11 protein-coding genes are annotated in these 13,654 nt (G+C 37.4%); 6 read left to right on the forward strand and 5 right to left on the reverse strand.

Annotation, left to right across the window (positions count from 1 at the left end):
- Positions 1-236: 236 nt before the first annotated feature.
- The 5 genes from ACM40_RS14035 (at position 237) to ACM40_RS14055 (ending at position 8,604) form a co-directional block, all read left to right on the forward strand.
- Positions 237-2,063, forward strand: a complete 1,827-nt coding sequence (locus ACM40_RS14035) for a hypothetical protein (protein ID WP_048503379.1) — start codon at positions 237-239, stop codon at positions 2,061-2,063.
- Positions 2,064-2,226: 163 nt separating this feature from the next.
- Positions 2,227-4,053: a hypothetical protein gene (locus ACM40_RS14040; protein WP_048503380.1), complete on the forward strand. Its 1,827-nt coding sequence runs from the start codon at positions 2,227-2,229 to the stop codon at positions 4,051-4,053.
- Between the two features lie 159 nt (positions 4,054-4,212).
- On the forward strand, positions 4,213-6,195 hold the full coding sequence (gene dnaG, locus ACM40_RS14045; RefSeq protein WP_048503381.1) for a DNA primase: 1,983 nt from the start codon (positions 4,213-4,215) through the stop codon (positions 6,193-6,195).
- Between the two features lie 121 nt (positions 6,196-6,316).
- The gene (clpP, locus tag ACM40_RS14050) at positions 6,317-7,003 is read left to right on the forward strand and encodes an ATP-dependent Clp endopeptidase proteolytic subunit ClpP (RefSeq protein ID WP_040995771.1); all 687 of its coding nucleotides are present in this window, start codon (positions 6,317-6,319) and stop codon (positions 7,001-7,003) included.
- A gap of 338 nt (positions 7,004-7,341) precedes the next feature.
- Positions 7,342-8,604 (forward strand): esterase-like activity of phytase family protein, encoded by a 1,263-nt coding sequence (locus ACM40_RS14055; protein WP_048503382.1) that lies wholly within the window; start codon positions 7,342-7,344, stop codon positions 8,602-8,604.
- 97 nt (positions 8,605-8,701) lie between these two features.
- On the opposite strand, the gene tpiA is transcribed toward ACM40_RS14055, so the two are convergent.
- The 5 genes from tpiA to ACM40_RS14080 form a co-directional block, all read right to left on the reverse strand.
- On the reverse strand, positions 8,702-9,463 hold the full coding sequence (gene tpiA, locus ACM40_RS14060; RefSeq protein ID WP_048503383.1) for a triose-phosphate isomerase: 762 nt from the start codon (positions 9,461-9,463) through the stop codon (positions 8,702-8,704).
- 111 nt (positions 9,464-9,574) lie between these two features.
- Positions 9,575-9,925 carry a TerB family tellurite resistance protein gene (locus ACM40_RS14065; protein ID WP_048503384.1) on the reverse strand — a complete coding sequence of 117 codons (351 nt, stop codon included), beginning with the start codon at positions 9,923-9,925 and terminating at the stop codon, positions 9,575-9,577.
- A complete protein-coding gene (locus tag ACM40_RS14070) occupies positions 9,909-10,607 on the reverse strand; it encodes a DUF6058 family natural product biosynthesis protein (protein ID WP_131705369.1) in 699 nt (232 codons plus the stop codon). Before ACM40_RS14070 ends, ACM40_RS14065 begins: the two co-directional genes overlap by 17 nt.
- Before the next feature lie 4 nt (positions 10,608-10,611).
- Positions 10,612-11,721: a BT_3928 family protein gene (locus ACM40_RS14075; RefSeq protein WP_048503386.1), complete on the reverse strand. Its 1,110-nt coding sequence runs from the start codon at positions 11,719-11,721 to the stop codon at positions 10,612-10,614.
- A gap of 5 nt (positions 11,722-11,726) precedes the next feature.
- Positions 11,727-12,290 (reverse strand): DUF1599 domain-containing protein, encoded by a 564-nt coding sequence (locus ACM40_RS14080; RefSeq protein WP_048503387.1) that lies wholly within the window; start codon positions 12,288-12,290, stop codon positions 11,727-11,729.
- A 391-nt stretch (positions 12,291-12,681) separates the two neighbouring features.
- Here ACM40_RS14080 and folP point away from each other — a divergent pair, with 391 nt between their 5' ends.
- Positions 12,682-13,563, forward strand: coding sequence for a dihydropteroate synthase (gene folP, locus ACM40_RS14085; protein WP_048503388.1), 882 nt, complete (start codon positions 12,682-12,684; stop codon positions 13,561-13,563).
- Positions 13,564-13,654: the final 91 nt, after the last annotated feature.

Raw genomic sequence — 13,654 nt, forward strand, 5'->3', positions numbered from 1 at the left:
CATGAAAGTATAAAATTCATAAAGTGCTTATTCTTATTTTATTTTCTTTTTTAATCCCCGGATATTTTCTGTTAATTTTTGTTAACGGATTAATTTGCATGTATTTTATTTATTGTATGTATTTGATTATCAATAACTTTAATTATGTGTCGCATGATTGTTTTTGTGAAATATTAATGATTTTCACAGTGGAGTGTATTAATTTTAAGCCTGATAACAATTTAAACTTTTGCGTTATGAAAAAATTTCTGTTTTTATGCTTACTCATTATTTCGGGTAAGTTCTTTACACAACAGCTTCCGTATGCTACTTTACCGGAGCCTCATTTATTATCCCTGAACTATCTTAACAGTCTTGTGGGGAATAATATTTTATATGGAGCTACGCCTCCTAACTACAATGGGAAGACCATACTTTTTACCCATGGTTTTATAGGATCAACAGAATCTCTGCTTATCGGTAACTCGATGTATAAGGAGGCTTATACTGCAGGCTATAAAACTGCTTTTGTAGCTACCAGCAGACTTAAAGGGGATTGGGAAAATGGTGAAATTCTATCTCGTGCCATTGATCAGGTAGGGAATCATTTAAATACAAATACTATGACCATTATAGCACACAGTAATGGAGGAAAAGCAGCAGATGTCGCCTTATTGGAATATCAGAAAATTAATAAAATAAATAAGGTGATTACCTTGGGAACACCTCACTGGGGAACCCAAATTGCAGATTTTGCTAATTATCCGGGATTAGAATGGATAACAGGTGCACTAGGATTAGGTACAGGATCTCAATTGTCCACTACCTATTACTGTGAAACCTATTTCAGGCCTTATATGGACAGTCATCCCCTTAACCAGCCTCAGAAGTTCTATAGCTTAGGTGCCTGGGGATTCAGCAGACCGTTAGGATTGCTGTCTCCAGTAATTATCCCGGCCGGTACTACGATTGCTGCTTTAGGAGGCGGAAAGAATGATGGGGTGACTCCATTCTACAGTTCTACAAGACCAGGAGCAAAGCAACTAATGACAGACACTGATCCCAGAGGATATATTAACCATGTAGATATCATGGAAGGTATTTACGTTTGGGATGAAGCGATCAAGCCTGTATTAGACGGACAGGTTGTTAACACGGGAGTTTCTGGCAGAACAACGCAGTCTGAAAATAAGGAACTTAAAGCTGTCAGCAATTATCAGCTGGTTTCAAGCGAAGAACCAGAGAGTTTACAGCTAAGTAAGGATGCAAAAAATGTTCAGTTTGAAATTATTACAAAGAATTCAAACGCCTCCGTAGATATCACAGACCCAATGACAGGAAAGGCGTTTAGACAGATCAGACCAGAAATAAAAGATAACAGGAATGCAGAAAATCATTTACTGTCATCCAATTATACCTTGGAAAACAGACCAATTAAGCTTAACAGCAATTCTGAATTTATTGCAGTAGTGCAAGATGGAATAGATAATCCGATGGAATATAAAGTAGTCAAAGAAAACGGAAAAACCTATCTGGAAATATCTTTTCCTAAACTTACTTCAGATGATCTTAATAAAGTGGTTCTAAAAAGTTCAGCTTACAGAGTATCAGGTCTAAAAGGAGAGGGAGTAAAAGAAAAATCTGTAAATGTAAAATTCAATCTTCAGGATAATAAATTTTTGGCAGATGTGAGCAATGAGGAATCAGGCGTTTATTCTATCAAATTAAATGCTCAAATAGGGAATGGTATAAAGAGGACATTATTGAATGGTTTTGTTGTATCAACTGTGGGAAATGATGTTAATAAGACTGTTGAATCTGTTAAAAAAGATCTTGTGTTTGCTCTTGATGGAAATCCCGTTATAGAAAGCTCTAAACTTGTAAGCGGAACCGAGCTAAGAGGAAATGTATCGGTTAAGATCTATAACTATGCATCAAAATTGATGAATGAATATACGGTAAAGGCAAAAGGTGAAAGGAATATAGAACTGGGCAAGTACACTAAAGGCTTAGGAAAAGGAAACTATGTGGTTATAGTGGATTATAACAATACAAAAGAAAGTATAAAATTCATAAAGGATTAATTTTTTATTAATGGATTCGTTTGTAAGTATTTTGTTAAATGTATGTATCTGATTTTCAATATGTTTATTTATTTTTAATATAGCGATTTATAGAAAGAATTGATAACTTTCACAGTTGAGTGTATTAATTTTATAACCGATAACAATTTAAAGCAATTACGTTATGAAAAAAATTTTGTTCTTGTGCTTACTTATTATTTCAGGTAAGCTTTTTACCCAGCAGCTTCCGTATGCCACTTTGCCGGAGCCTCATTCATTATCCCTAAACTATCTTAACAGTCTTTTGGGAAATAACATCTTATATGGGACCACGCCTCCTAATTATAATGGGAAAACCATTTTATTTACTCACGGTTTTGTTACTTCAACAGAAATTATGCTTATTGGGAATTCTCTGTATAAGGATGCTTATCAAGCCGGATATAAAACTGCTTTTGTAGCTACCAGTAGGCTTAAGGGAGATTGGGAAAACGGTGAAATTTTATCTCGCTCTATCGATCAGGTAGGGACATATTGTGGAACAGATGTGGTTACTCTCATTACCCATAGTAATGGAGGAAAGGCTGCAGATGTTGCATTATTGGAATATCAAAAAATTGATAAAGTAGATAAGGTGATTACTTTGGGAACACCTCACTGGGGAACCCAGCTTGCAGATTTTGCCAACTATCCGGGATTAGAATGGATAACAGGTGCACTAGGACTAGGTACAGGATCTCAATTATCCACTACCTATTACTGCGAAACCTATTTCAGACCCTATATGGATAATCATCCCCTTAATCAGCCTCAGAAGTTCTATAGCTTAGGTGCCTGGGGATACAGTAGACCGTTAGGGTACCTTTCTGCATTGCTTATTCCATCGGGTGCTGGAATTTCCTTGTTGGGAGGTGGAAAGAATGATGGGGTGACTCCATTCTACAGTTCTACAAGACCAGGAGCAAAGCAGCTAATGACAGACAGTGATCCCAGAGGATATATTAATCACGCAGACATAGTTTTAGGGCAAAATGTTTGGAATCAGGCCATCAAGCCTGTATTAGACGGACAGGTTGTTAACACGGGAGTTTCTGGCAAAACAACGCAGCCTGAAAATAAGGAACTTAAAGCTGTCAGCAATTATCAACTAGTTTCAAGCGAAGAACCGGAGAGTTTACAGTTAAGCAAGGATGCAAAAAATATTCAGTTTGAAATTATTACAAAGAATTCAAACGCCTCTGTAAATATTACAGACCCAATGACAGGAAAGACCCTTAGCCAGATCAAGCCGGAAACAAGAGATAATAGGAATACAGAAAATCACATACTGTCATCCAATTATAGCCCGGAAAACAGACAAGTTAAACTTAGCAGCAACTCTGAGTTTATTGCAATAGTAAAAGACGGAATAGATAACCCGATGGAGTATAAAATGATCAAAGAAAACGGAAAAACCTATCTGGAAATATCTTTTCCTAAACTTAGTTCAGATGATCTTGATAAAGTGTTTTTAAAAAGTTCAGCTTATAGAGTATCAGGCCTAAAAGGAGAGGGATCAAAGGAAAAATCTGTAAATGTAAAATTCAATCTTCAGGATAATAAATTTTTGGCAGATGTTAGCAATGAGGAAACAGGAATTTATTCTATCAGATTGAATGCTCAAATAGGGAATGGTGTAAAGAGGACATTATTGAATGGTTTTGTTGTATCAACTGAGGGAAATAATGTTAACAAGGAGGTTGAATCCGTTAAGAAAAATCTTTTGTTTACTCTTGATGGGAATCCTGTTATGGAAAGCTCTAAACTTGTAAGCACAATTGAGCTTAGAGGAGATGTATTGGTTAAGATCTACAATTATTCATCGAAATTGATGAATGAATATACTATAAAGACAAAAGGTGAAAAGAATATAGAGCTGGGCAGATACACTAAAGATTTAGGAAAAGGAAACTATCTGGTTACGATAGATTATAATAATGCAAAAGAAAGTATAAAATTCATCAAGAATTAGTTTTGTTAATGTGCTTTTTCAGGTCGGGTAAACTCCCGGCCTTTTTTATTGAAGAATAAATAACAGGCTTTTGGGGAGATATTGTAAAATATTGTAAACTAAAAAATTTTGTAGAGTTTCTTTTTTGTTAAAGGAAAAGAAATATCTTAATTTTACATCATGATTTCCAAGCAGACCATAGATAAAATTTTCTCAACGATACGGGTAGAAGAAATTGTAGGGGAGTACGTTCAGCTGAAGAGAGCGGGGTCTAATTTCAAGGGACTCAGTCCTTTTCATGAGGAAAAATCACCGAGTTTTGTAGTGTCGCCAAGCAAGCAGATCTGGAAAGATTTCTCAACAGGTAAAGGAGGAACTGCCATTTCTTTCCTGATGGAAATCGAAAACTTTACCTATCCCGAAGCTCTTCGCCATGCTGCAAAGAAATATGGGATAGAAGTTGAAGAAGATCAGCGCGAGTTTTCTGAAGAAGCAAAACATGCCCAGACAGAGAAAGATCAGCTGTATAAAATTCACGAAGTTGCGAACAGCTATTATCAGGAGATTCTTTGGGATTCGGAAGAAGGGAAAAGTATTGGGTTGGCCTATTTCAGAGAACGTGAGCTGAAAGATGATATCATTAAGAAATTCCAGCTTGGTTATTCTCCTGAAAAGAAAAATGCTTTCACAGCATATGCCGAAGAAAAAGGATATACAAAAGAAATTCTTGAAAAATCCGGACTTTCCATATTTCCTGAAAATACACCGTCAGGTATCGATCGTTTCCGGGAAAGAGTTATTTTCCCGATTCACAGTTTTTCGGGCAGGGTTTTAGGCTTTGGGGCCAGAATTCTTAAAAGCAATGTAAAAACAGCCAAATATCTCAATTCCCCTGAGACGGAAATTTACCACAAATCCAATGTACTTTACGGGTTAAACCAGAGTAAGCAGGCGATTTCAAAAAAAAATATATGTCTTCTTGTGGAAGGATATATGGATGTAATAGCACTTCATATGTCCGGAATAGAGAATGTAGTGGCAAGTTCGGGAACGTCTCTGACAACGGAACAGATAAAACTTATCAAAAGGCTTACAGAAAATGTAACCATTCTTTTTGACGGTGATAATGCAGGAATCAAGGCCAGCTTCAGGAGTATTGACATGCTTCTGACAGAAGGAATGAATATCCGCGTTCTCCTGTTTCCGGATGGTGACGATCCTGATTCCTTTTCCAGAAAACATTCGCAGGAATATGTAGAAAAATTCATCGAAAATGAAGCGATGGATTTCATCGATTTTAAAGCTGAAATTCTTTTAAAGGAAGTCGGGAACGATCCTATCAAAAAAGCTGAAGCCATCAGGGATATTGTAAAATCTGTCGGCTTTGTTCAGAACGCTTTGAAAAGAGAAGTCTATCTGAAAGAGGTTTCCAATAAATTTGGTCTTTCCGAGCAGAGTCTTTTCAATGAGCTGGACGTTCAGAAGCAGATCACACAGAACCAGAATCAGCATGTTCAGCAGCAGAAGGAAAAAATTCAGCCGAAGCTGGAGATTGTTCCTTTAGATGAAGAAAAGGAAGATCCTTATCTGTACGATGTACTGTTTATGGAAAGTAAACTGGTCGATCATATGCTGATGTTCGGAGATATTGTTTTAAAAAGAAGAAACGAAAAGAATGAAGAGTATCAGATCACGGTAATTGAAGAAATCCTGATGCATTTTGAAGAAGAACAGTATAATTTTCTGGTAAAAGGAAATGAAATTATCATCAATCAGGTAAGAGAAGGCATCCAAAAAGATGAGCTGAGAAGCGGTAATTTTTTTGTAACGTTTATGGATGAAGAAATTACTTCCAAGGTAGTTGATGCATTAATGCCGCTGGATGAGCTTGAAAACTGGGGCTCCAGGAATATCTATCCACCCAATTACGGTGACAAAATAGCGGAACAGGTACAAGGCGACGTTCTGCTGCATAAATACAGGTACATTGATTACCTGATTAAAGAAACAGCGCGACAGCTGGATGAGCACAGAGGCACGGATGAGGCCAAATATTATGAACTGATTAAAAAAATAACCCTGCTAAAACAGGCCTCGATCAGATTGAGCAATATTATCGAATATTCACCCATCAAAGGCATCTACGTTGATAGAAAAAGATAAATGACAGACATTCTGCTGATCATCAGGCAGATATTCTGTGACAAAAAGTCCTATAAAATTTTAGGAATAAAAGTTGTAATTTAAACTTTGAAAAAAATAGTTAATAATACATAATAGAAATATGGACATTAAAAAGGACTTCAGAGATTTCTCTGTAAAACATTTAGGAAACAGCGGTCTGGCTACCGATCAGTATATGGGAATGTACGGCCCAACGAACCTTACGCCGTATATCATGGAAGAAAGAAGATTAAACGTTGCACAGATGGACGTATTTTCACGTCTGATGATGGACAGAATTATCTTTTTAGGAACAGGAATTGACGACCAGGTTGCCAATATCGTAACAGCACAGCTTTTGTTCTTAGAAAGTGCAGATCCGTCGAAAGATATCCAGATCTACATCAACTCTCCGGGTGGTAGCGTGTATGCAGGTTTAGGAATTTATGACACGATGCAAATCATTAAACCGGATGTAGCAACCATTTGTACAGGTATTGCAGCTTCAATGGGAGCCGTTTTACTTGTGGCAGGAGAAAAAGGAAAACGTTCGGCGCTTAAGCATTCAAGAGTAATGATTCACCAGCCTTCAGGAGGTGCTCAAGGGGTAGCTTCTGACATGGAGATCAACCTGAGAGAGATGTTAAAGCTTAAAAAAGAGCTTTATGACATTATTGCCCAGCATTCAGGCCAAACTTACGACTGGGTGGAAAAAGCTTCAGACAGAGATTACTGGATGACTTCCGAGGAAGCAAAAGGCTACGGAATGGTAGACGAAGTTTTACAGAGATCTACAGAGAAAAAATAATTTCCTTTTCAGGAATATTGGAAAACGCACCGATGAGGTGCGTTTTTTTATTTTATTCAAAAAAGAAATAAAAAATCTTTTTACACTTTAGTTATTTTGAAGTTAAAAGCTTGAAAACAGAAGATCACTTAAGTTCCATGAAAATCTCTGATTTTCATAATGACAGAATTCGTCGGATCAAAATTCCCCTCCCGTGGAGGGGTGGCAAAAATTCTTTGAATTTTTGACGGGGTGGTTAAAAAAGTCAAAATATTCAAGAAACATTCTTAAAATATAATTATTATTAAATTCAGAATCAGTTTACAATCAATGTATATTTTCGCGGCATAAAAGTAAATATGAAAAAACTGCTGTTATCCGCTATACTGTTCACAGCGCTCGTATCGTGTAAAGAAGACGACAAAATGAACAACCAGGATATCAATTACGCCAAACTTCCTCAGGAATTTCCTTTTTCAAATCTGGTGACCATTAATGGAGTAGATGTCATTAACGGTGGATTCGGTTCCGGTGCAGCCGCACATCCGAATAGAAAAGGAGAATTTTATGTAATCACCGATCGTGGTCCGAATACAGATTACCTGAACGGGAAGAAATTTCCGGCCCCGGATTTTACCCCAACCATTATGCACTTTAAAATCAATGCAGAAGGGAATATTGAAGTGATCAAATATATTAAACTGAAAAATCCTTCAGGCAAACCAATCACCGGTCTTCCAAACCCTGCAGGAATGGGAAGTACAGGAGAAACAGCCTATGATTCATCAGGAAATGTTTTAGGAACGGATAATTACGGACTGGACAGTGAGAGTATTGTAGCTGCAGCAGACGGAACTTTTTGGGTGTCCGATGAATACGGTCCGCACATCGTTCATTATAGTGCAGACGGAGTAGAGCTGGAAAGAATAAGCCCGATAGGAGTGAATACCGGACCAAGAAAACTGCCTGCTGTTCTGGCAAAAAGAAGAGCCAACAGAGGAATGGAAGGATTGTGCATCACTCCGGACGGGAAAACATTGATAGGAACAATACAGTCTACCATGTATGTGCCAACGAAAGCCTTGGCTACAAACACAACCTTAACAAGAATCGTTACTTTCGATATTGCAACCGGACAAACCAAACAGTATCTGTACAAGCAAAACGGTGGCGGTTCAGATTCGGTATGTGATATTACAGCGATCAGCAATACAGAATTCCTGGTCATCGAAAGAGACGGCAACTTCGGATCGCAGGGTGGTACCAAAAAGGTATACAGGATCAATATAGCCGGTGCTTCAGATGTCAACGGAACCGATATTACAGCTGTAGACGGGATGAAAATCAATAATAAAACGCTGGAACAATCGACCTGGGATGAAATTGCCAATGCAGGCATAAAACCGGTGTCCAAAGTTTTAGCAGTAGACCTGGTTGCAAAATTAGGCTATGAGCATGATAAATTTGAAGGCATTGTTTATTTGGGAAATAATAAACTGGCAGTCTTCAATGATGATGATTTTGGGATCTTAGACGACGGGAACGGAAATCCGAAAGCCAAGATCCTTCCTAAAACCGGGAAAGTAGATAAAGGAACAATGTATGTAGTCGATATTCAATAATTAGATTTTTTAAAGAAAACGGCGGCATCGAAGATGCCGCCGTTTTTGATTGTATGGGTTTGTAAAATATTCAATAGGAATGGGCCTTAGCCAAAGTTTACGAATTAAATCCCTCAATAATTTTAGAAAAATCCTCCAGTTTTAAAGCTGCGCCCCCGATTAATCCACCATCAATATCAGGCTGGGAGAAAATTTCTTTAGCGTTATCAGGCTTCACAGAACCTCCGTAAAGGATAGAAACTTCATCAGCAACTTCCTGTCCGTATTTTGCAGCAATAATGCTTCTGATATGGGCGTGGATCTCCTGAGCCTGCTCCGGAGTAGCCGTTTCACCCGTACCGATTGCCCAAACAGGTTCGTAAGCAATCACTACTTTTTTGATCTCTTCAGCAGAAAGGGTGAAAAGAGCAACCTCAGTCTGGTTTTTTACTACTTCAAAATGCTGTCCCGCTTTTCTCTGTTCAAGAGTTTCACCGTTACAGTATACAGGGATCAGTCCTTTATCAAGAGCTAATTTGATTTTTCTGTTGCAGTGGGAATCCGTTTCACCGTGATACTGTCTTCTTTCTGAGTGGCCGATCAGTGAACCGGTTACATCGATAGATTCCAGCATATCTGCTGAAATCTCACCAGTGTAAGCACCGCTTTCATGCTCGCTCATATCCTGAGAAAATACACCGATCTCATCTTTTTCGAAGATATCTTTGGCCATCATTAAATATAAAGAAGGCGGCGCAATCCATACTTCGCAGTTTGTGGTGTTATTGTTTTTATAGCTCAGTAATTGAATCATTAACTGTTGGGCGTCAATGACATTTTTGTTCATTTTCCAGTTTCCTGCAACTATTTTTCTTCTCATAGTCTTATTAAAGTTATTTATTGATATTGTCTGCAGATTCATTTAATAGCATAACAATCTGCTGTCTATTATTTGTTAATTCTTTCAGGTAATCAAACCTTCCTGAATTTTCTATGCTAAATTCCACATATTTTTCAAAAGCTTGTAGAAAGTATGCTCCTCATCGGTTACCTTATTATCAGCTTTGATCAGTGTTTTGGCAAATTGGGCAAACTTTACGCGTTCCTCTTCCGTAGAGTCGTCATGGAAGCATCTGGCATGGAACTCAAAGTGATCTTTCCATTCCTCGGGCTGTAGAAGAGCCAGTATTTCCAGTTCATTGTCAAGATTCATTCTGAACGGAAACTCGTCTGCCATATACTGCTGAATCAGCATTCCTTCCTCAGGAGCAAATTCCCCGTCTACAGAAGAAAGGATCATTAAAAGGTGATAACCGGCGATTGATTTATTTGATTTTTGCATATGAGTAATTCTTTATTAAATGATCTAAATTATTTTTTTCTAAAATCCTGTCGAGATACTTTCCTCTGCTGCTTGTTTCCCTTTGATAAGGAGCAAAACTGGCAGCTACTGCATTAAATTCCTCATTTAATTGGATAAGCTGTTCCTTTTCTTCGGGACTGAGTGTCCTTTGGGAAAATATTGAATTGAATTGTATTAATTTTTTTACAATAACTTCTTTATTGACAATGTCTTCCACACTTGAATGCAAGGTGCATATTCCGTAAATTCCGTTGCAATAAGCTTCCCATTCTTCTTCAAAAATTGAATTAATTTTTTCCTCATCCCTGAAATCATCCTCTGAACTTTGATGATAGGCGAAATGTTTATCAGGATGTTTCATCAGGTCCTGAATAAATTTTTGTTTGAATTCGGCCTTATATTGCAGGGCATCATTGAGATTTTTGTGTTCTTCTATCAATGCAATGCAGTTTTTGCTGAAATACCTGTTGGTGATTTCACTTTCAAATTCATCATTAAGAGGCGAGGTTATTTTGATCGTTCGGTTAACAGTATAAGAAGCATCAGGAACCAATTGTTTTTGAATGAGTGTATTAAGTTCATCCTTGGTTATCCCTGTCATATCACATATATTATCCTCAGTAATGTAATGTTCATTGATATAAGTGAAGTTCTTTTCCATAACTTTATTTGATGTAGTCTTTTGCAGGCTGTTTATCTACAATTTTTCCCTTTTCCAGTGTCAGGACGAATGGATTGCTTCTCGCAATCGTTTTAATTGCGGTTCCGTCCATCATAGCATTTTTAATGGTCTTAAAAGTATTATTATCCGTGGAAATACCATAGATGACAGCTCCTTTCTGAGCATTCACTTTGGCTTCAACCTCCCGGATAAGATCCGCAGAAACCTCTTTCGGATGATAAGAAAACACAAGCACGGCTTTTGGTGCATTGATGATATCGTCCGTAATTTCCATTCCTGTAGGATCTTCAATTTTGAACTTTCCGATTTCCGATTTATAGCCCTCTTTCGTCAGAACAGATTCATTTTTCCCTTCCTCAATTTTCCAGGGAGAACCTTCCGACCAGTATTTTGTTTCTTTGATGTAATCATCCTGATTGACCTTCAGAACCTCTCCGGTTTTTTGGTTTTTAAGCGAATAAAAAGTCTTGTATTCAGAAGGATTCTTATTGATTTTTGCCTTTTCAGCTTTAATATCGGTGCCTACCTTGTAATCACGGAAATCAATAACCGGCTCATGCATAATTCCCTGAGCCATAATGTAGATCATGATCACAGAAAAAAGACCTAAAAGAATATATTTAAACTTACCTGAAGATTCCTTTGCAGTACTTGCGTAAGCATCCTTTTTAGTAAATTCTTTTCTATAAAGGATAAACAGAATAATAAGGCCTGCAAGAAGCACAATATCCTTAATAAAACTCTGCCATGGGGTAAACTTTATGGCATCACCAAAACACCCGCAGTCCGTTACCACGTTGAAATAGGCAGAATAGAACGTAAGAAATCCAAAAAAGATACAAAGTGCAATTAATGCTGAAAGCGTGAACTTAAGCTTCAGTTTCAGCAGCAGCATAAATCCTAAGAAAAGCTCCAGTACGACCACAATAACCGAGAACAGAAGCGCAAATTTTTCCAGGAATGGCATATTGAAAACCGGCGGCGCAAAATATTCTTCCATCTTGAAAGAAAATCCTACCAGGTCCACTGCCTTTACGAAGCCTGAAAGAATGAATATAACAGCAATAATGAAACGTAATAAACCTTTGATCATATTAATTATTTTTTGGATTCGGAAGTTTGTTCTTTTTCAGAGAACTTGATCAGGCAGAAAACGGCATAGTTCAGCATATCGAAATAGTTGGCATCCAGGCCTTCGGAAACAATAGTTTTCCCCTGGTTATCCTCGATCTGCTTCGTTCTCAGTACCTTCTGATAAATAAGATCGGTAATGGAAGAAATTCTCATATCCCTCCACGCTTCACCGTAATCATGATTTTTTCTTTCCATTAAAGCCTGGGCTTCATGAGCATATTGATCATAAAGGCTTAAAATTTCTTCCTTATTTTCATTGAAATCATTGGAAAGACCTTTTTCAAGCTGAATAAGTCCGATGATGGAATAATTCACAATCGCAATAAATTCATCCTCTTCACTTTCATCCACCATTTTTTTATCCGTCATCTGCAGCGTACGGATCCTGTTCACTTTAATGTAAATCTGGTCCGTAATGGAGCTGGGTCTCAAAACCCTCCATGCTGCCCCGTAATCCTGTAATTTTTTGCTGAAAAGATCACGGCACTGACTGATAATTTTCCCGAACTGTACTGATGTTTCTGACATAAATTTTCTTAATCTTCCAAATATACGAATTAGGTTTTAGGTAGCAGGAATCAGGGATTGATTTTTGTCAACGTTTGATCGTGTTTTGCGTTTTGTGTTTTGGGGTGGGAGAGTTTGAGGGGGTTAGGGTTTTGGAGTTGCTGGTTTTTGAGCTTTTGGTTGCCGGCTTAGGGAATAGAAGCAGTATTTCAATCGTAATGTTCAAAGTTTGATATTTAAAGTTCAAGGTTCAAGGTTTAAAGTTTTAATTTTCATAGTTCAAACTCCTTAAACGAAAAACTTTTTAACAACTAATAACCAGCAACTAAAAAATAGCAGCCCTCATTCCCCAATAAGTAGTAATTTTGCAGAATACAGATCAATCATCAATCATCATTTATCACTCATCAACATGCTCTCCAACCCTCCAACTCTTCAACCCTTCAACCCATCCACACAGCATCACTCCATCAACTGCAATGGCAAACTGGTGCAGCTGGATACTCCAAAAATCATGGGAATTCTGAATCTGACACCGGATTCATTCTCCGATGGTGGAAAATTTAACAGTGAAAAATCAGCATTGAAGCATGCTGAAAAGCTTTTGAAAGAGGGGGCAGAGATCATTGATATCGGACCGCAATCTACCCGTCCTCATGCTGAATTTCTGAGCAGCAAACAAGAAATAGAAAGAATAGGAAGCATCATTTCTCAGATTAAGGAAGAATTTCCACAAGCATTGATTTCGCTTGATACCTTCTATTCAGAAACCGTAACATTCGGATTTAATGAAGGAGTTGATATCATTAATGATATTTCCGGAGGACAGTTTGACCCTAAAATGTTTGATACAGCAGCTGAAACAAAGCTTCCCTACATTCTGATGCATGTAAACCCATCTTATGAAACCATGCACGATAAAATAAAATTTGAAGATATTACCCTCCAAGTCAACCGTTATTTTTCCAAAAAAACGAGTGAACTTCTTGAAAAAGGAGTAAAAGATATAATTCTTGATCCAGGGTTTGGCTTTGGAAAAACAGTAGAGGATCAGATGAAAATGATCGGTGAAACTAAGTATTTGGGGTTTGACAAATTTCCTTTATTGATAGGTATTTCAAGAAAATCATTTATCTATAAACCACTTGGGAAATCCCCTATGGACATTAATGAAGAAACCCAGAAGCTCCATATGAAAGTTTTGGAACAGGGGGCCCGGATTTTAAGAGTACATGATGTCGCCGAAGCAGCGCATACGATCAGACAATTTTGTGAAAAAAATAAAAAGCGTTAAAAAAGCTTGCGTAATAATTAAAAGTTTATACATTTGCAGTATGAATTTTACGAATCAGAAAAATATTATGGTCATTTCTACTATTATTGTT

Origin of the sequence: Chryseobacterium sp. BLS98, from assembly GCF_001045445.1 — a bacterium.
Taxonomy (GTDB): Bacteria; Bacteroidota; Bacteroidia; order Flavobacteriales; family Weeksellaceae; genus Chryseobacterium.